Genomic DNA, 19368 nt, shown 5'->3' with positions numbered 1-19368 from the left:
GGAAAACGTTTGCGCATTTAGGGGGCAATGCACCATAATCGCGCCCTGATTCGGTTCAGAATTCTCTTAAGGCTCGTTTGCGCTTATTCAGGTAATCGATTGCGTGTCGGACTGGCACAGCAATTGCTTAAGCCTTAGCAATTGCTCACATGACAAAGGAAAGCAACCCCGGTTTTTAGCAGGCCTGCAACGGCGCGGGCCAGCCGTCGGCATTACCACAAACAGCATGATAATAACTTTGGCAAGAGAGCACGTACCTGAGTGACGTCTCTATCATCGAGAGATAATGATGTTAGAAAAACTATTTAAATTAAAAGCGCACAACACAACGGTTCGCACCGAAATCATCGCCGGGATCACGACCTTTCTGGCAATGGCTTATATCCTGTTCGTTAACCCCAGTATTTTAGGGGCGACCGGCATGGACAAAGGTGCGGTCTTCGTCGCGACCTGTCTGGCGGCAGCAATTGGTTCTGTGTTGATGGGACTGATTGCCAACTATCCTATCGCCCTGGCACCGGGAATGGGCCTGAATGCCTTCTTCACGTATACCGTTGTGCTGCACATGGGCTACACCTGGCAGATTGCGCTGGGCGCGGTATTCCTGTCTGCGGTTATCTTCTTTGCGTTATCAATCTTTAAAATTCGCGAATGGATTATCAAAAGCATTCCGTTGCCGTTGCGTGCGGGGATTGCCGCCGGTATTGGTCTGTTCCTGGCGATTATCGCGCTGGAAGGGGCGGGAATCGTCGTCGACAATCCGGCCACGCTGGTAGGAATTGGTGATTTGACCAAGCCTGGACCACTGATGGCGATGTTAGGTTTTATCATCATCGTCGTGCTGGAGGCGCGCCGTGTGACGGGCGCGGTTTTGATTGGCATTCTGATCATTACCTTTATCTCCATGGGAATTGGCCTGACGCCGTTTGGCGGCGTATTTTCTGCCCCGCCGTCCATCGCCCCGACGTTTATGCATCTGGATATCGCGGGTGCGTTTAACGTGGGTTTGATTAGCGTGATTTTTGCGTTCCTGTTCGTCGACGTGTTTGATAACACGGGAACGCTGCTGGGCGTGACCAAACGTGCCGGGCTGGCTGACGAAGAGGGCAACGTGCCTAAAATGGGGCGCGCGCTTGTGGCGGACAGTGCGGCGGCGCTGTTTGGTTCTCTGCTGGGAACGTCCACGACCACCAGCTATGTCGAATCGGCTGCAGGCGTCAGCGCCGGTGGCCGTACCGGATTAACGGCTGTGGTGGTGGCGGTGCTGTTTTTACTGGCGCTGTTCTTTTCACCCCTGGCTTCCAGCGTGCCGGTTTACGCCACGGCACCCGCACTGCTCTTTGTAGCTGTGCTGATGACCTCAGGCCTGGCCGAGATCGACTGGAAAGACATTACTACTGCGGCTCCTGTTACGGTGACGGCCCTGACCATGCCATTAACGTATTCCATTGCAAACGGTATCGCTTTCGGCTTTATCACCTGGACCGTGGTGAAACTGCTGAGTGGACGGACGAAAGAAATTAATGCGGCGCTGATTATTCTTTCCCTGCTGTTTGTCATTAAGCTCGGCTGGTTGAGTGCATAATTAACTTCACCGTTACAGCATATTTAATATGCTGTAACGATTTTAGCGTTATATTTCGCGTCGATGCATCACCAGGCTGCCTCAGCTTTTTCAATCGTTGTGCATTCTCTTCCAAAATGAATATGAACTGCCTTTTCTTCACGCCTTTCACCTCTTACTCTCCGACAACACCTTCTGAATAAGGCGGCACGCTGGTTTTATTTTGCGTTCTTATTCAATCAGGTAATGTTTATTGTGCGGGACTTTGCTTCAATAACGTCGAAGCAGGTCGTGAATAACGTTAACGGATGCATGTAATCCGCCTGTCAGGGACCGATAATGGGCAACCTTTGTATAAAACGGGATCGCCGAAAGCCAAACGTAATCGACCGTCATTGCGGGACGGGAGGCAAAACAATGGAAAATTTTGAAAAGCGCTTTGAGCGACTGGAGCAAGACAGCCATCAGATGAAAATTGATCTGGCGCTGTTCAGTGGGCGCGCGACGGCATTTGCGACAAAAACTGATCTTGAAATACTGCGCTCAGAGCAAACGCTGTTTCACGTTGAAATGCTTCAGCGATTCACTGGCCTGGAAGAAAATGTAGGACACGTCGCGAGTCAGTTTGCCGGTATTGAGAACAGGCAGGATCGTATTGACAGCAAAATTTTTGAAATCAATAAGGTATTAGTCGACGTTACTAACCGGTTTAACAGCATTGACGCCACCTTCTCGGTTGTCATAGCGAAATTTGATGATACTGACAGCCGATTTGATGGGACAGATAAGCGGCTGGACGGACTTGGCTGTCGGTTCGAGGGTGTGGACAAGCGGCTAGACGGAATCGACTATCGCCTTGATGGCATTGATAAACGACTCGACGGAATGGATCGTCGCTTCGACAAGGTGGATCAGCGATTCGACAAGGTGGATGAGCAATTCGATAAGCTGGATGCGCGATTTGAAAGCCTGAATAATCGCCTTATCTGGACATTTATGGTCCCGGCTATTCTGGCTGTGTTTGCCTGGTTTATAAATACTGCCGTACTGAACGCAGCCTGATTCAGCAGAAACGGAGAAGGGATGACGGCATTAATGTGAAAGAGACTCACCCTTAATACCGTCTTTGATTTTACTCTTTAACGGAACGGGGGTTCGTTAAACGTTCGCAGTTTACGCGAATGTAACTTGTCACCCTCAGCCCGTAACAGCTCTACCGCCTGAATCCCAATCTGCAGGTGTTCAGAGATGGCGCCGTCGTAAAAGCGATTCGCCTGACCGGGCAGCTTAATTTCGCCGTGTAACGGTTTATCGGAAACACAGAGTAACGTGCCATAAGGCACCCGGAAGCGGTAACCCTGGGCGGCAATGGTGGCACTTTCCATATCCACCGCCACGGCGCGGCTGAGATTAAAGCGCAGGGCCGAAGCCGAGTAACGTAGCTCCCAGTTACGGTCATCGGTGGTGACAACAGTACCGGTGCGCAGGCGCTCTTTGACTTCTTCGCCGGGCATACCGCTGACCGATTTGGTGGCATCGTAGAGGGCACGCTGAACTTCGGCGATGCTGGGAATCGGGATATCCGGTGGCAGCACGCTGTCCAGTACATGATCGTCACGCAAATACGCATGGGCCAGCACGTAATCCCCAATACGCTGACTTTCGCGCAGACCGCCGCAGTGACCTATCATCAGCCAGGCATGAGGGCGAATGACGGCAAGGTGATCGCAGATGGTTTTGGCATTAGAAGGACCCACACCGATATTGATCAGCGTGATGCCGCGACGATGCGGTGACGTCAGATGCCAGGCAGGCATCTGATGTTTTTTCCAGGCCAGATCGGACAGCATCGCGTCATTGTTTTCCGTGTCAGCCGTCAGGATGACATCTCCGGCGCACACCAGGCTGTCAAACGGGGTTGACGGATCGCGTACCTGTTCGATGGCCCAGCGGACGAATTCATCCACATAACGCGTGTAGTTGGTAAACAACACGAACGGCTGAAAATACTCCACAGCCGTGCCGGTATAGTGGCGCAGGCGTGCCAGCGAAAAGTCGGTGCGCAGCGCATCAAAGTGGGAAAGGGGAAAGGTGGCGTCAGCATGAAACAAGCCATCTGCCGTTTCATCCCCAATCTGCGAGAGTTCAGTCGTGGGAAAATGACGGGCTATGCCGGCGCTCATGGTCCGGTCCAGCGACAGGTCAGAGCCGTCTATTACATACGGGTAGGGAATCTCCTGCCGTGACGGGCCGACTTCGATGTCCACGTCGTACTCTTTTTCCAGCATCGCCAGCTGTTCTGAAATGTAATGACGAAGCAAAGCGGGGCGGGTGACGGTGGTGCTGTAACTGCCTGTATGTGTAAAACGGCCCCATGCACGCGTGCGATTCTGTTGCGGTCCGTCTCCCTGCCAGGTAATGCGTAATTCAGGATAAACAAACAGGCCTTGCTCACGCGCGGCGGGGTCCGGCAGCACGCCTTCTTCCGTGTAGGCCTTGATGGACGCACGAAGCGCATCGACGGCGTCATTGTAAAGTTGCTCAAGCGCATCGAGTGCCTGTTCGCGTGTCAGCTTTTTCCGTTGGGCTGGCATAACTTCTCCTTTCAGGTTCTTACCACAATGCTCCTCAGCTTAGCGGTTTTAACAACGGATTGGGTGAAGAATCTATGATCACGCGCATTTTGCGGCTGCCTGTTATGGGCGAGGCTAGTGGGCATCATGTTGCACTGAGTAAAAAACGGATTAACCCGACAGCATCAGGATGTGCAGGGCAGCAATGGCTTTCGCTAAGGCAAGAGGGTGGACCGGAGCATGGCAGCACCGATTCGGCGCGACTAAAGGCGAGAGCAGAAAAGTGTGTAACGATGATTTAACAGGAATGCAAAACGTTTTGCATATTTCACTTTACGCTACCATCATTAGAGTTCTTTCCCGACATGTTCATATTTGGTACTCCTTTGCAAAATCCCGGCGTAGCAGTGGTGCAGGCGATTAAGCGCACGGCGTGGTATCCGAAACGTCGCGCTTACCGCACGCTGTACTGGCGTGAAATTTCGCCTCTTGCAGTTCCTATCTTTTTTGAAAATGCCTGTGTGCTACTGATGGGCGTGTTAAGTACCTTCCTGGTGAGCTGGCTGGGCAAAGAAGCCATGGCCGGCGTCGGGCTGGCAGACAGCTTCAACATGGTCGTCATCTCCTTTTTTGCCGCCATCGACCTGGGAACCACGGTAGTGGTCGCGTTTAGCCTGGCCAGACGAAATGGTAAACGGGCCCGCGCCGCAACACGGCAGTCGCTGGCAATGATGACGGTATTAGCCCTGGTGCTGGTTATCGCCATTGAGTTCTGGGGGCATCTGATTATTGACGCCATCGCAGGCGCAGCAGAACCGAAAGTGAAAGCGCTGGCACTCAGCTATCTGCAGGTTTCCGCATGGAGTTATCCGGCGGCGGCCATTACGCTGATTGGTAGCGGTGCGCTGCGTGGGGCAGGGAACACGAAAATACCGATGCTGATTAACGGTGGGATGAATATCCTTAACATCGTTATCAGCAGTGTGCTGATTTATGGCTGTTTTTCGTGGAAGGGGCTGGGCTTTGTGGGGGCCGGATTAGGGCTGACAATTACCCGCTACATTGGCGCAATAGCGGTCATCTACGTGTTAATGATTGGCTTCAACGCCTCACTGAGAATTTCGCTGTCCAGCTATTTCAGGCGCTGGAACAGCAGTATTTTATTTGAAGTCTTAAGCATCGGTGTGCCGGCCAGTATTGAATCCGTGCTGTTTAACGGCGGGAAGTTACTGACACAGGTCTTTGTGGCGGGCATGGGCACCAACGAAATTGCCGGCAATTTTATCGCGTTTTCAATCGCCTCACTGATTAACCTGCCTGGTAATGCGCTGGGATCGGCGTCGACCATTATTACGGGAAAACGCTTAGGTAAATATCAGGTTTTTCAGGCAGAGCGGCAAATCAAGCACGTCTATCTGTTGGCTACAATCTGTCTGACAGGCGTTGCTGCGCTGACCATACCGCTGGCGGGGCTGCTGGCACGCTTCTACACCAGCGATCCGGAAGTGATTAGCGTCACCAAACATCTTATCTGGCTGAATGCCCTGTTTATGCCGATTTGGGCCGCCTCCTGGGTGCTGCCCGCCGGCCTGAAGGGCGCGCGTGATGCCCGTTATACGATGTATGTATCGATGTTCAGTATGTGGTGCGCAAGGGTTGTTATTGGTTATCTGCTGGGCATTGAACTCGGTATGGGCGTGATTGGTGTCTGGCTGGGCATGTTCCTTGACTGGACGGTGCGCGGCGGATTTTTCTGGGGGCGACTGAAAAGCGGAAAATGGCTTAATAACTACCGCAAGATGCTCGCCAGGGCAGAATCCACCTGAATACCTTCAGCCACCCGTTTGTGAGAGGGGATGATGCGTGGCAGCTTCGCGCCGCGCATCATCACAGTCTGTTTTAATACTGCCACGCTTTTCATTTACCTGCCTCTACACAGGTTTCGTCATTCGTCAGGACGGTTCTGTGCCCACTTTTCCCGCAAAGCGGACGAAATGCGTTCGAATCCAGGGCCGCGCGTATCGCCTTCGGGTAGGAATACTCTTAAATTTAACGCCATTGCTTCGTTTAACTCTTTGATTAATATGTGTTATTGATTTTGTTTCAGAAAGACCAGGTAGCCAAATTTGACTTAATTCCTCTTTTCAACTTACGCATCGCGTTTGAGCTGACGGTTTTCTCAGCGTTCAGGGCCATCCGGCACCTTAAAATATTCATCTGGCTTAAGCTTTTATACTAAAGGATAGGGGCGCTGAGACCATAGATGAGTATCAGACGTACGAAATGTGCAGGTTTCACCGTATTGTCATCTGTTTGAGTTAGTAAAAAACATAAATACTATTACTTAGTTACGTAACTGGGAGCTGTATTGAATTTTTCAAGGCAATATGTAAAGCTGTGTAAGATGTTAATAAATGGAAAAGAACTTTACACAGGCGAGCAGGATGTACAGGCTCGTGCGGTAGCTATGGTGCTGCATATTTTTTTGTAACCCATTGATTTATTGCTATTTGTGTGAGATCGACTGGAATTTAAGCAGGATGTTACCATTCTCCCCACACGAATAACGATTAACCAGCCCCGTTAAGTTTAACGATTACCTAACAAAAATCGTGTCTTACCAAAACATAATCTGGCTGCTTTAATACCGTTTGCTTTTAGGAATGGGTCAGTTTGCTGAATGTATTTTGTGAAATTCAGCCGACCCGCTTCTCCGGTCATCAGGTTTTATGAACTGTGCCTATACTGTTCATGCTCATCGTATAAAATTTACACTCAATCAACGCTCCTATTCAGGCAACTTGTATTGTTAATCAATGATTTGGCGTTATCTGGCGTCCAGTTGACGTTGTGCAACAATATGACGCGCTGACCACCGGCCAATGGCCACTTTTTTGGGTATTAATGGAACTAAATATGAAAAAAATGGTGAACTTTCGAATTGCATTAAGCCTGATGTTTGTTTTTGCTGTTGCAGGCTGTAAAACACCGCCAAAAATGACAGATGACACAATGGTCACCAATACCGTTGATGGCACTACCCTGATTCACCGTCATGCCGTAGCTGCGCCTGCACAGTTCACCGCCGTCAATGAGAGTTACCGTGCCCTGTATCCTGCCTCTGTGATGACACGCCCGGATTTTGGCGGCAAGGTCGTGGAAACGCTGAAAACGGGTGAAACCTATACCGTTGTGGGTCAGGTAGAAAATAACTGGCTGGCACTGGGCGAAGAAGCTGACGCGGTTTCACCACCCGCAACTGACGCGAAAGCCACCGACAGTAAGGGCGCCGCGCCTCAGGCACCGACCAATGCGGTCAAAGTCATTGGCTATGTGCCTTTCCGTGCAGTGGTAAAAAGCGATTTATACGACCAAACCATCAAAGCCGATCAGCCTAAGCGTCGTGCGCGTGCCGCCGCGAAGAAAAAGACCTGCGTCTCTGTTGATGGCAACAGCCAGGCCTGCCAGAACAGCAATAACGGTACCTGGATCATTAACTAAGTCAGGGGCAGGGAGGGGCAGATATGGCACATACCCACTTGCGCGCTGGCCTGAAAAAATGGCTCTGGCCCTTCCTGCTACTTCTGCTGACCGCATGCAGTAGCAGTAAGCCCGATATCGCGCGCTACAACCTGAATTTTCAGGCGCATCCCCCCATCAACGCCGGCGCGCCGCTCAAAGTGCGCGTCATGCTGTTGACGTCGGATGCCGAGTTTATGTCCGCTGATTTCTTCACATTACAGAATCAACCCGCGACAGCATTAGGCAATACGCTACTTAACAGTCAGCAGTTTTTCCTGATGTCCGGTCAGCTCAGTAAAACGCTGAGTGCGAAAAGCCTGCCTGAGGCACGGTTTATCGGCATCATGGCGGAATATCAAAAGCTGGATGGCAAAGTGTGGCGGCTGGCGCTGCCTTTTCCGGACAGCGACAGCAGTTCATTCTGGCAGTTCTGGAAAAGCAATGATGGTGAGCTAAACGCCAACATTATTGTTGACGATGCCGGTATGCGTCCCGTTAAGCAATAACACCGTCTTCAAAGGATGATTATGAACAGAGCCGAAAAGGTTGTTTGGGCGGAAGGGATGTTTTTGCGTCCTCACCATTTCCAGCAGGCAGAAAATTTTCTGCAAAGCTCGCTGCGTGAATGGGGCCAGTCGCAACGTCCTTACATTTGGGGATTTTTCGATCTCGAATTTGATGAAGCGCTGTTACGGCAGGGCAAGCTGGCGCTCAATGCCGCCAGTGGATGTCTGCCGGATGGGACGTTTTTTGCTTTCAGCCAGCCCCAGCAAGGTCCAGCCCCATTAGACGTGCCCGCGAATATTGACCGGGCGAAAGTGGTGCTGGCCATCCCCGCGCGGCGTAATGGCCGCGAAGCGGTAACGTTTGAAGATGCGCCAGATTCTCTGGCGCGCTACCTCGCCTGGGAAGCGGAAGTCGAAGATGACAACGCGCAGGCTGTTGGCACCGCCACCGTCCAGTTTGGCAAGCTTCGCCTGCGGTTAATGCTGGAGCAGGATCTGACCGCAGAGTGGACGGCCATGGGCGTGGCGCAGATTGTTGAAAAACGCAGTGACAACCACATTCGTTTAGACAATGACTACATCCCTCCTACCTTAACGCTTGCAGGCAGTCGTCCGCTTCAGAGCATGATGACGGATTTGCACGGTATGATTCAGCAGCGCAGCCAGCAACTGAGCCAGCGCGCGCCAGGTACCGGGCGTTTTAACAGTGCAGATATGGTGGATTTCATGCTGCTGGCGCTCCTTAATCGCCAGTTGGGGCTGCACGCTCATCTGCAGCACCTGCCGTTACTGCATCCTGAAACGCTCTACAGCCACTGGTTACAACTGGCCGCGGAACTGGCAACCTGGACGCAGGCCCGTACGCCTGACGCGCTTCCCCTTTACGATCACGATGATCTGCAAGGTTGCTTTTCGCGCCTCACCCTGTTGCTGCGTCAGGGGCTGTCGCAGGTCATGGAAGAGAGCGCCATTCAGCTGCCACTGACGCAGCGTTCACACGGCCTGAACGTCGCCACCGTGCCAGACAACAGCATGGTGCGTGAATTTGGCTTTGTGCTGGCCGTCAAGGCAAGCGTTCCCGCCGATGCACTCAAAACCCATTTCCCGGCACAGATGAAGGTCGCGCCTGTGACCAAAATTCGCGATCTCGTGCAGTTGCAGCTTCCGGGGCTGGCTCTGAGAGCCATGCCTGGCGCGCCCCCGCAAATCCCCTGGCACGCGGGATACAGCTATTTTGAGTTGGATAAAAACAGCGAGCTTTGGCAGGAGATGGAACGATCGGGTGCCTTCGCGCTGCACCTTGCCGGTGAGTTTCCGGGCCTGAACATGGAGTTCTGGGCCATTCGCAGTCAGTCAGAATAATTCAAACTGAGCAGGCATGATGCAGGAACAAAACAAACCGAACAGTGATGCTTTTCAGCAGGAGTTAAGTCTGAGCCATCAGAACACGCTGGTGGCCGCAGCTAATCCGCTGATCAACGCCATTCCCCAGATTCGTCACTCGGTATCGCATGACGATCCCGCCCGTTTACGCCAGCAACTTATCGAACAGATTCGTCGTTTCGAGCTGGCCTGTCAGCAGTCGGGTCTGAGCTACGAAGTGATCGTTGGCGCACGTTACTGCCTGTGTACGGCGCTGGACGAAGCCGCTGCGCTGACGCCCTGGGGCAGCCGCGGTGTGTGGACCAGTAATGGCTTGCTGGTAACTTTTCACAACGAAACCTGGGGTGGCGAAAAGTTTTTCCAGCTGCTGGCTAAACTGTCACAAAATCCGCGACAGCATATTCTGTTACTGGAGCTGATTTATTTCTGTCTGGTGCTGGGGTTCGAAGGGCGCTACCGCGTACTCGACAACGGGCGTTCACAGCTGGACACCATCAAACAGCGCCTGCTGCAGATGATCCGAAGCGTCAGGGGAAGTTTTGCCGCTGCGCTTTCGCCACATCCTACCGATCAACCGGTGTTGCGCAAACTTTGGCGACCGATGATTCCGCTGTGGGCCTGCGCCGCGCTGGCGGGCCTGGCGGCCTGCCTGTTCTACATTGTGCTTAACTGGCGGCTGGGGGATTACACCTCGCCGGTGCTGGCCAAAATTTATCAGACGACACTGCCCGAAGTGCAGATTCGAAATCCGGCACCGCCGCCGCCGCCGTCACTGAACCTGAAGTCCTTCCTCAAACCAGAAATCGATGAAGGCCTGGTCGCGGTGCGTGACGAGGCCGATCAGAGCGTGGTGACGCTGAAAGGAGACGGCTTATTCGCCTCTGGATCAACGGAAGTTCGTGGGCGTTATGATGCGGTGATTCAGCGCATTGCCGAGGCCATGAACAACGTCAGCGGGAAAATCCTGGTCGTGGGATACAGCGATAACGTGCCGATTCGCAGTGCACGTTTTGCGTCGAACTACGAGCTGTCGCTGGCTCGCGCTCAGTCCGTTCAGAACCTGTTGCAAAAACAGCTGGCCAATCCGTCACGTGTCAAAGCGGAAGGGCGGGGCGAAACGCACCCGCTGGTGCCTAATAACAGTGCAGAGAACCGCGCCCGCAACCGTCGTGTTGAAATCACGCTGCAGGTCGCACCTGACACGACGAAAGCTGAACTTAACGGCCTGGCAAGAGGGAACTAATCCATGCTGAATGTCCTGTTTTCGATACTGACCAGCCGCCTGGCGTGGGGCTTCGTCGGTATCACAGCGTTATCATTTATCATTTGGGTCATCGGCCCGGTGTTCTCGATAGTGGATTCCCGGCCGTTGGAGTCTGAACAGAACCGCATGATCAGTATTGCGCTGCTGTATGTGGTCTGGGGTCTGAGTCAGGCGATTCCACGTCTGTATAACTACTGGCTAAACCGCAAACTGATGTCCAGTCTGGAGACCAGCAAACCGGACGCACCTGAGGAAGAGCGCAAACGCCTGACCAGTGAGGATCAGGTGCTTGCCAGCCGCTTCTCTGAAGCGACAGAAATGCTGAAAAAGGCGCATTTTCAGCGCCAGAGCAGCAAAGGCGCCCCTTTCTGGGCGCAGCGCTTCAGCCATCAGTACCTGTACCAACTGCCGTGGTACATGATTATCGGTGCGCCTGGCGCGGGTAAAACGACGGCGCTGGTGAATTCCGGTTTGCAGTTTCCGCTGGCCGATAAATTTGGCAAAGCGGCCTTACGCGGTATTGGCGGAACACGAAACTGCGACTGGTGGTTTACAAATGAAGCTGTTCTGCTGGATACCGCAGGACGCTATACCACGCAGGAAAGTCAGCAGGAGCGTGATGCCAGTGAGTGGCACCATTTTCTGGCGCTGCTGCGCAAATACCGTGGCCGTCAGCCTGTAAACGGCGTCATTGTGACACTGAGCGTGGCTGATCTGTTGTCGCAGTCGCCCGACGCCATGCGTAATCAGGCGATGGCGCTGCGTCAGCGCCTGATGGAACTTCACGATCAACTGGGCATTCGCTTTCCGGTTTATGTGCTGGTCACTAAAGCTGACCTGTTAAAAGGTTTCCGCAGTTATTTTGCCAGTCTGGATAAAACACAGCGCGAACAGATCTGGGGATTTACCTTCCCATGGGCGAAAGCCTCGACAGCGGATTTCGAACTGAGCAGCCAGTTCCAGCAGGAATATGCTCTGTTGCAACAGCGGCTGGATGCCGGGCTGGCGGATGTTCTGCTGGCGGAAAGTGATGCGCAGGCGCGGGCAGAAAGTTATCTGTTCCCACAAGAATTTGCCGCGCTGCGCCCACAGTTGGCTGAAGCGCTGGATATTCTCTTTGCCCGTTCTGATTTCGAAACGCAGTTTGCGCCGCGCGGGATCTATTTCGCCAGCGGCACCCAGGAAGGGCTGCCATTTGACCGTGTGATGGGCGAACTGACACGTGCCCTGCACTTGCCGGGCCAGCAGCAGGGCGAGTCAGGTAGCTGGGACAAGGTGGATAAAGAGGCCCCGATTCCGCAGAACAAAGGCCAGAGTTTCTTCCTGAAAGGGGTGCTGGAAAACGTCATCTTTCAGGAGTCGGGCCTGGCGGGCAGCAATCGCTGGTGGGAACTCCGTAATCGCGTAGGGCTCTGGTCGGGCTACCTGGCCTTGCTTATCCTGGTGCTGATTGCGGGGACATTGTGGCTGATCAGCTACAACAAAAATAAAACTTATCTGCAGGAGATGGCGGCCAAAACGCCGCAGGTCGAGCAACTGGGTGACAAACTGCAAAAAGAGGTGAACGGTAACCTGTTTGCGCTGGTCCCTTATCTCAACACGCTGTTGCACCTGCCGGAAAGCGCGTCTTTTTCCCTGGAGCATCCGCCGCTGACGCGTCGCATGGGACTGTATCGGGGTACGGAAGTGAGTGACGCCACGCAGGCGTTATACGATCGCGCACTTAAACAACTGTTGATGCCACAAGTGGCGCAAAATATTACCCGCTGGTTACGCAATGACAACGGCAGCGATGCCGATTACAGCTATGAAGCCCTGAAGGCTTATCAGATGCTGTATCAGCCAAAGCACTATGACGGTAAGTTTCTTCAGGCGTGGATGATGTTAAATATCTCCCGTGAACTGCCTCAGGATGTGACGCAGGCGGAGGTGAAACAGCTGGCGTGGCACCTGCAGCAGTTGCTGGAAACACAGATCCAGTCCTCGCCGTATGCGAAGGATGACGCGCTGGTAAAGCGCGAGCAGGCGCTGATTAGTCAGATGCCGCTTTCACAGCGCGTTTACGGACGCCTGAAACGCCTGCTGGAACGCGATAGTGCATTGTCACCCGTGACCCTGGCTGCCCTGGGTGGGCCGCAAAGCGAACTGGTGTTCTCACGTAAAAGCGGTAAATCCGTGAATGAAGGCGTATCCGGACTTTTCACGCCCGACGGCTACTGGAACCACGTTGATAAAGAGATCGCCCCCGTTACGGATGCTCTCTACAAGGATGATATCTGGGTGCTGGGCGGCGAAACGGCCCATGAAGACAGCAAACAAACCGATATGGCGGTGCGTCAGCTGTATATTCAGGACTATATTCGCCAGTGGGAGCAGTTTCTCAGCGATATCCAGCTCAACAGCAGTGCCGATTTAACGCAGCGTATTAATACCGCACGTCTGTTATCCAGTAACCATTCCCCGCTGCGGCAACTGGTTATTAATTTGAGTAAACAGCTCACGCTGACGCGGGCACAACCTGACGACAAGAGCGCGAAAAATGCCGCAGCCGCGTCAGATAACAGTGCCACGCGCACGTTACAGGCACTGTTTACCTCGCCGCGCTCGAATGGTGAACAGGGTGCGGTGCAGCAAACGCCTGAACAAGCGGTAACGGCCCATTTCGCACCGATTATCGAACTGGCACAGCCATTGCAGCAGGGCAGCAAAGTGCTGGCCGTGGATGATTTCCTGAAGCAGATTGACGACCTCTATCGTTACCTCACGGCCGTACAGGACGCGGCGAACAGCGGAATGCCACCGCCGTCCAGTGATGCGATCAGCCGTCTGCAGGCCAGCGCGGGCCGTTTGCCTGGCTCGCTGCAAAATATGGTCTCCGGTATGGCTGTCGGTGCCAGCAGTGATGCACAGCGTCGCGATATGGATAACGTCCGCAAGCGCATTACCATGGAAGTTGGCAGTTTCTGTCGCCAGGCGATTGCCGGCCGCTATCCTTTAGTGCGCAACGCGCGAAGTGAAGTCACGCCTGACGATCTGGCGCGCATGTTTGCGCCAGGCAGCGGACTGATGGACAGCTTCTTCCGGGACAATCTGGCCAGTAAAGTGGATACCACCCGCGCGGCATGGCGTTTCACGCCGGGCATTGATGGTAAAACGTTACCGGGGGGCGAAGCGTTGCTGCGTCCGTTCCAGCAGGCTCAGTCGATTCGCGATGCGTTTTTTGCCAATGGTGCCACCACGCCTTCTTTCCGCGTGACGTTGCGCACGGTAAAAATGGACAACGACATTCTTAATATGACGCTGGACGTGGACGGGCAAATCTTACGCTACAGTCATGGTCCACAGGCGGTGCAGTTAGTCAGCTGGCCCGGTCCGGGGGGAACCAGTCAGGTGCGCATGCAACTGGGCCTGACGAATGGCACGACCTCCACGCTGACCACCAGCGGGCCATGGGCGCTTAATCGCTTCTTTGACCGCGCACAGGTCACCTCGGTCGGCGGACTGACGCGCGAAGCCAGCTTTAATGTGGACGGCCATAATGTGACGTTGTCCTTTACGCCGGGCAGCATCAGGAACCCCTTCCAGCTCCCTGCATTTAGCTGTCCCTGAAACAGGATCTGACTATGACTCAATACGCAGCACCTGGCTGGTACGGCAAACTGCCCAGTTCGGGTGATTTCGTAAAACGACGTTTCCCCGATACCCTGCAGCGCCAGTGGTCGAACTGGTTTCAGGTAGGATTGCATCACTGGCAAACCAGTGCGGAAGGCGAGCATTCCGCGTCCCGGGCCTTTCTTAAAGCGCCCGTATGGAATTTTGTCATACCGCCCATGTTAGGTACGCAGCTGATTCAGATGGGCTGCCTGACCGCCGCCCGCGACAGCGTCGGGCGACATTATCCGCTCTGTGCGTTGCGCTACTTTACGCCAACGGAATGGGCCCCGTTATTGCTGGCCCGCGCCGGTGACTGGTATCACCAGATGGGCAATACCTTGTTGCGGGCGGTTCAGGAGGGTGGCACGCCCGAGCAGTTTGATCAGGCGTTGTTAAGTATTCCCCTTCCACAGCCTCAGGAAGGCGAAGCCTCATCGGATATCTTATCGGTGATCGGCAGCGGGGAGAATAATGCCTCCACCCTGAGCTGGAATTTGCCATCACAGAGTTTTGATCCCCAGTTTCAAAGCAGCTTTTGGTGGACCAATCAGAGCGACGGTTTTCCGCTTTATACCCATGTCCACAGCGGCAACCTGACAGCGCAGTTATTTTCGCTGTTATTCGATCCGGCGGGCGGTGCAAAGCCCGGGCGAAATGGACTTTATCCTCCTATGTTTGAATCCTGAGGCGAAACGGATGAGTATTGATATTGACACGTTGCTGATACCGGTAAGCCACGATAATCCCTGCGGGGATAACCTGGAATACGATGCGGATTTTCAGGCGATGGAACAGGCCAGCGTAGGCAAAGCCGAGCAGCAGTTCGGCAATACCATCATTCCGGCCGAACCGGCTGACTGGAACAAGGTCGAAAAGCTGGCACTGGATTTAATGAGCCGCAGTAAAGATTTACGCGTCATGCTCACGCTGACGCACGCCTGGACTCGTCTTAAAGGGTTGCCCGGCTATGCACAGGGGTTGCAACTGATTGAGCAGGCCATGTCGCAATACTGGGAAACCTTGTGGCCACGTCTGGAAGAAGATGGCCAGCCCGATCCCTTTTACCGCATCAATGCCCTGGCCGTGCTGGGCGACCAGTCAGCCCTGGCGGGCGCGGTGCGCCAGTCGTGGTTGCTGCGTTATGCTTCCGACGGGATTACGCTTCGCGATGCCGCTGCATTATGTGACGGCAGTAAAACGGAAGTGCCAGACTACCCTGGCGGCCTGCCGCGTCTTAATGATGAACTGGCGCGAGGCGAGCAACCCGGCGTTGCGGCCATTCAGGACATTGGCGAACGTTTGCAGCGCATTCGTAGCCTGGTGACTGAAAAGCTGGATGAAACGGCCTTACCGGATATGAGTCAGCTTCAGCGCAGCTTCGCCATGCTGAATGAGCGTTGCCAGGCCACCGATATCGGCGCGTTACAGTCTCTGGCAGCGGCCGTACAGTCTGCACCGGAAACTGAAAACCCAACCGCGCCCAGGGCCGCGTCGCGCGCCGCTACAGACTGGCGCAGTGCTCAGCTTAACTCGCGTGCTGAAGCGCAGTTAATGCTGGAAAAAGTGAAACAGTACTTTACGCAGCACGAGCCCAGCCATCCGGCACCGTTGATGATTGACCGTGTACAGCGCCTGATCGAACTCGACTTTATGGACATCATTCGCGACCTTGCGCCGGATGGTGTACATCAGTTAGAAAACATTTTTGGACGCCGCGACTAAGCTATCAGTGAAGTCTTAACGCAGCGAGACCTGCGCGCCTCCTGCGAGCCAGTAACCGCGCATTATTTATGGAGAGAACCATGCCAACAATGAAGTCCAGTGGGCAGAAATTTATCGCCCGCAATCGCGCGCCACGCGTTCAGATTGAATATGACGTGGAAGTTTATGGTGCAGAACGAAAAATTCAGCTGCCCTTCATCATGGGCGTACTGGCCGATTTAGCCGGTAAGCCGCTGGAGCCGCAGGCCAGCGTTGACGACCGCAAATTCCTGGAAATCGACATCGATAACTTCGATGAGCGCATGAAAGCCATGAAGCCACGCGCTGCATTCCAGGTCGACAATACGCTGAACGGCGACGGCAAACTGAATATTGACCTGACTTTTGAAAGCATGGACGATTTCTCCCCGGATGCCATTGCCCGTAAAGTCGAACCACTTAACAGCCTGCTGGAAGCACGTACTCAGCTTTCAAATCTGCTGACCTATATGGATGGCAAAAATGGCGCTGAAGAGCTTATCGGCAAAATTCTTCAGGATCCGACCCTGCTGCAGGCGTTGACGCATGTGCCTAAGCAGGCGGATGCCGCAGAAGGGAAGGAGGAGCAATAATGAATCAGACTTCTCAACAACCCCAGTCACAGGGCGATGCCAGTTTTAGTCAGGACGAGTTTAGTGCCTTACTGAACAAAGAGTTTCGTCCAAAGAGTGATCAGGCGCGCGAAGCGGTAGAAAGCGCGGTGAAAACGCTGGCACAGCAGGCGCTGGAAAATACGGTGACCGTTTCCAGCGATGCTTACCGCACCATTCAGGCACTGATTGCTGAGATTGATGAAAAGCTGTCTCAGCAGGTCAACCAGATTATTCACCATGAAGAGTTTCAGAAGCTGGAAAGCGCCTGGCGCGGTCTGAGCTATCTGGTGAATAACACGGAAACCGATGAGATGCTGAAGATTCGTTTCATGAGCATCTCTAAACAGGAGCTGGGCCGCACGCTCAAGCGCTATAAAGGCGTGGGCTGGGATCAAAGTCCGCTGTTTAAGAAAATCTATGAACAGGAATACGGCCAGTTCGGTGGCGAGCCGTTCGGTTGCCTGGTCGGCGATTACTACTTCGACCACAGCCCGCAGGACGTTGAGCTGCTGGGCGAGATGGCCCGCATCGGTGCGGCCGCGCACTGTCCGTTTATCACCGGTACCGCGCCAGGCGTTATGCAGATGGAATCCTGGCAGGAGCTGGCGAATCCACGCGATCTGACCAAAATCTTCCAGAATACCGAATATGCCGCCTGGCGCAGCCTGCGCGAATCGGAAGATGCGCGTTATCTGGGCCTGGTAATGCCGCGCTTCCTGTCTCGTCTGCCTTACGGCATTCGTACCAACCCGGTTGACAGCTTCGATTTTGAAGAGCAGACCGATGGCTCGGATCACAGCAACTACAGCTGGACCAACGCAGCTTATGCGATGGCGGCCAACATCAATCGTTCATTTAAAGAGTACGGCTGGTGTACCTCCATCCGTGGCGTGGAATCAGGTGGCGCAGTGGAAAACCTGCCCTGCCATACGTTCCCCAGCGATGACGGTGGCGTGGACATGAAGTGTCCGACCGAGATCGCCATCAGCGATCGCCGTGAAGCCGAACTGGCGAAAAATGGCTTTATGCCGCTGGTCCACCGTAAAAACTCTGACTTCGCCGCGTTTATTGGCGCACAGTCGCTGCAAAAACCGGCGGAATACCATGATGCGGACGCTACCGCGAATGCTCGTCTGGCTGCCCGTTTGCCGTACCTGTTCGCCTGCTGCCGTTTCGCTCACTATCTGAAGTGCATTGTGCGCGACAAGATTGGTTCATTCCGTGAGCGTGACGATATGGAACGCTGGCTGAATGACTGGATAATGAACTATGTTGATGGTGACCCGGCTAACTCTTCACAGGAAACCAAATCACGCAAGCCACTGGCTGCGGCGGAGGTGAATGTGGAAGAGCAGGAAGACAACCCTGGCTACTATGCAGCGAAATTCTTCCTGCGCCCGCATTATCAGCTGGAAGGATTAACAGTGTCGCTGCGTCTGGTATCGAAGCTGCCTTCGCTGAAGTCGAACGAGAATTAAATTTTTTTGCAATGTAAAGCACGTCCAGGTGGCGTGCTTTTTCAGACGATTAAGCATGACCTTTTTCACTTCAAAAATTCTGTTGCCCGCAAAATAAACCTTTTCTGAAAATACTGGCTCCGGTAGAAGGTCTACGGGTTTCGACCGGGCTATAAAGGTATAATGGCAGGCTACCTAATCAGATATTTTGCTGTTCCATGTCGGCCAGATAAATAATTAGCTCAACTGTTCTGTTATCGCTGTGAGAATGGATAGGGGTTAAGTCATCAGCCTGCAACAGAATGAACGACATAATTAAATTTAGCGTATTTACGACGGATGCCTTGTGTGCGTCAGCATTCATTTGACATACCGATACGGCAAAAAAATCTCCTGCTGTTGCAGTTTATTGTAGTGGGACCCTTCGGGAAGCCTGTAGCACTCCCGAAGTCGAGGCAAAAGTAAAATATGGACTGTTTTATTCAGCCCCATGCTTTTCTCTTTGCCATATAGATGCTTTTTCGAAAGCGACAACTTTTTCCATAACGAAGAGTAAATATTATGGCTATTGATATGTATTTGAAGGTAGACGGCATTACGGGTGAATCTAAAGATTCTAACCATACCGGCTGGATTGATATTACCTCTTTCTCCTGGGGCGCTAATCAGCCGGGTAATATGAGCGTGGGCGGCGGTGGCGGTGCTGGTAAAGTTAACTTCAACGACCTGCACATTAATGCCAAAATCGACAAAGCGGTAACTGCACTGCTGAAAAACTGTGCCAGCGGTAAGCACGTTTCTAAAGTTGAAGTGTCAGTTTGTAAAGCGGGCGGCACGCAAATCGAATACACCCGAATCACCCTGGAAGATGTGCTGGTAACCAACGTTCAGTTCGTGGGTTCAGAGCACGATGACACCCTGGGCGTAACTTATGCATTCCAGGCTGCGAAAGTGAAACAGCAGTACTGGGAGCAGAGCTCTTCTGGTGGTAAAGGTGCAGAAACCAGCGCGGGCTGGAACATCAAAGAGAATAAAGAAGCGTAAGAAAAAACGCCTCCTTATCGGGAGGCGTTTCTCGCTAAGTGGTTTTT

At 53.4% G+C, this 19368-nt stretch carries 14 protein-coding genes; 13 read left to right on the top strand and 1 reads right to left on the bottom strand.

Going from position 1 to position 19368, the window contains the following annotated elements; genetic code table 11:
• The first annotated feature begins 286 nt into the window (after window positions 1–286).
• Complete coding sequence (locus C1N64_RS15235) at window positions 287–1585, top strand: NCS2 family permease (RefSeq protein ID WP_205955453.1); 1299 nt, start codon at window positions 287–289, stop codon at window positions 1583–1585.
• A gap of 396 nt (window positions 1586–1981) precedes the next feature.
• Window positions 1982–2626: a hypothetical protein gene (locus C1N64_RS15230; protein WP_394514923.1), complete on the top strand. Its 645-nt coding sequence runs from the start codon at window positions 1982–1984 to the stop codon at window positions 2624–2626.
• Between the two features lie 77 nt (window positions 2627–2703).
• Here C1N64_RS15230 and C1N64_RS15225 read toward each other — a convergent pair whose 3' ends face one another.
• Window positions 2704–4158 carry an AMP nucleosidase gene (locus C1N64_RS15225; RefSeq protein ID WP_394514922.1) on the bottom strand — a complete coding sequence of 485 codons (1455 nt, stop codon included), beginning with the start codon at window positions 4156–4158 and terminating at the stop codon, window positions 2704–2706.
• Window positions 4159–4502: 344 nt separating this feature from the next.
• Here C1N64_RS15225 and C1N64_RS15220 point away from each other — a divergent pair, with 344 nt between their 5' ends.
• The 11 genes from C1N64_RS15220 to C1N64_RS15170 all read left to right on the top strand — a co-directional run bounded on the left by C1N64_RS15220 (window position 4503) and on the right by C1N64_RS15170 (window position 19321).
• The gene (locus tag C1N64_RS15220) at window positions 4503–5963 is read left to right on the top strand and encodes an EmmdR/YeeO family multidrug/toxin efflux MATE transporter (protein ID WP_394514921.1); all 1461 of its coding nucleotides are present in this window, start codon (window positions 4503–4505) and stop codon (window positions 5961–5963) included.
• Between the two features lie 1078 nt (window positions 5964–7041).
• Window positions 7042–7638, top strand: a complete 597-nt coding sequence (locus C1N64_RS15215) for a hypothetical protein (protein WP_033742175.1) — start codon at window positions 7042–7044, stop codon at window positions 7636–7638.
• A gap of 23 nt (window positions 7639–7661) precedes the next feature.
• Window positions 7662–8165 (top strand): type VI secretion system lipoprotein TssJ, encoded by a 504-nt coding sequence (tssJ, locus tag C1N64_RS15210; protein ID WP_050504999.1) that lies wholly within the window; start codon window positions 7662–7664, stop codon window positions 8163–8165.
• 21 nt (window positions 8166–8186) lie between these two features.
• Complete coding sequence (gene tssK, locus C1N64_RS15205) at window positions 8187–9527, top strand: type VI secretion system baseplate subunit TssK (protein ID WP_033742173.1); 1341 nt, start codon at window positions 8187–8189, stop codon at window positions 9525–9527.
• A gap of 16 nt (window positions 9528–9543) precedes the next feature.
• Window positions 9544–10791 (top strand): DotU family type VI secretion system protein, encoded by a 1248-nt coding sequence (locus C1N64_RS15200; RefSeq protein ID WP_080752842.1) that lies wholly within the window; start codon window positions 9544–9546, stop codon window positions 10789–10791.
• A gap of 3 nt (window positions 10792–10794) precedes the next feature.
• Window positions 10795–14421, top strand: coding sequence for a type VI secretion system membrane subunit TssM (gene tssM / locus C1N64_RS15195; RefSeq protein WP_033742169.1), 3627 nt, complete (start codon window positions 10795–10797; stop codon window positions 14419–14421).
• Between the two features lie 14 nt (window positions 14422–14435).
• Window positions 14436–15152, top strand: coding sequence for a type VI secretion system-associated protein TagF (gene tagF / locus C1N64_RS15190; protein WP_033742168.1), 717 nt, complete (start codon window positions 14436–14438; stop codon window positions 15150–15152).
• Window positions 15153–15162: 10 nt separating this feature from the next.
• Entirely contained in the window at window positions 15163–16188 is a 1026-nt protein-coding gene (tssA, locus tag C1N64_RS15185) for a type VI secretion system protein TssA (RefSeq protein ID WP_033742167.1), read from the top strand.
• Window positions 16189–16268: 80 nt separating this feature from the next.
• Window positions 16269–16799 carry a type VI secretion system contractile sheath small subunit gene (gene tssB, locus C1N64_RS15180; protein ID WP_033742165.1) on the top strand — a complete coding sequence of 177 codons (531 nt, stop codon included), beginning with the start codon at window positions 16269–16271 and terminating at the stop codon, window positions 16797–16799.
• Entirely contained in the window at window positions 16799–18298 is a 1500-nt protein-coding gene (gene tssC, locus C1N64_RS15175) for a type VI secretion system contractile sheath large subunit (protein ID WP_033742163.1), read from the top strand. Before tssB ends, tssC begins: the two co-directional genes overlap by 1 nt.
• 540 nt (window positions 18299–18838) lie before the next feature.
• Window positions 18839–19321: an Hcp family type VI secretion system effector gene (locus tag C1N64_RS15170; RefSeq protein ID WP_033742159.1), complete on the top strand. Its 483-nt coding sequence runs from the start codon at window positions 18839–18841 to the stop codon at window positions 19319–19321.
• Window positions 19322–19368 lie beyond the last annotated feature (47 nt).

The sequence above is a fragment of the Pantoea sp. SGAir0215 genome (genome assembly GCF_043543215.1).
The sequence above is the reverse complement of the archived record's forward strand: the minus strand, read 5'-3'. Positions and strand labels throughout refer to the sequence as shown.

What these genes read in the sequence shown, in the direction of transcription:
- tssJ (WP_050504999.1), top strand. Translation starts at nt 7,662, where the DNA reads ATGGCACATACCCACTTGCGCGCTGGCCTGAAAAAATGGCTCTGGCCC.
- tssK (WP_033742173.1), top strand. Translation starts at nt 8,187, where the DNA reads ATGAACAGAGCCGAAAAGGTTGTTTGGGCGGAAGGGATGTTTTTGCGT.
- C1N64_RS15220 (WP_394514921.1), top strand. Translation starts at nt 4,503, where the DNA reads ATGTTCATATTTGGTACTCCTTTGCAAAATCCCGGCGTAGCAGTGGTG.
- tssA (WP_033742167.1), top strand. Translation starts at nt 15,163, where the DNA reads ATGAGTATTGATATTGACACGTTGCTGATACCGGTAAGCCACGATAAT.
- tssC (WP_033742163.1), top strand. Translation starts at nt 16,799, where the DNA reads ATGAATCAGACTTCTCAACAACCCCAGTCACAGGGCGATGCCAGTTTT.
- C1N64_RS15235 (WP_205955453.1), top strand. Translation starts at nt 287, where the DNA reads ATGATGTTAGAAAAACTATTTAAATTAAAAGCGCACAACACAACGGTT.
- C1N64_RS15170 (WP_033742159.1), top strand. Translation starts at nt 18,839, where the DNA reads ATGGCTATTGATATGTATTTGAAGGTAGACGGCATTACGGGTGAATCT.
- tssB (WP_033742165.1), top strand. Translation starts at nt 16,269, where the DNA reads ATGCCAACAATGAAGTCCAGTGGGCAGAAATTTATCGCCCGCAATCGC.
- C1N64_RS15200 (WP_080752842.1), top strand. Translation starts at nt 9,544, where the DNA reads ATGATGCAGGAACAAAACAAACCGAACAGTGATGCTTTTCAGCAGGAG.
- C1N64_RS15225 (WP_394514922.1), bottom strand. Translation starts at nt 4,158, where the DNA reads ATGCCAGCCCAACGGAAAAAGCTGACACGCGAACAGGCACTCGATGCG.
- tssM (WP_033742169.1), top strand. Translation starts at nt 10,795, where the DNA reads ATGCTGAATGTCCTGTTTTCGATACTGACCAGCCGCCTGGCGTGGGGC.
- tagF (WP_033742168.1), top strand. Translation starts at nt 14,436, where the DNA reads ATGACTCAATACGCAGCACCTGGCTGGTACGGCAAACTGCCCAGTTCG.
- C1N64_RS15230 (WP_394514923.1), top strand. Translation starts at nt 1,982, where the DNA reads ATGGAAAATTTTGAAAAGCGCTTTGAGCGACTGGAGCAAGACAGCCAT.
- C1N64_RS15215 (WP_033742175.1), top strand. Translation starts at nt 7,042, where the DNA reads ATGGAACTAAATATGAAAAAAATGGTGAACTTTCGAATTGCATTAAGC.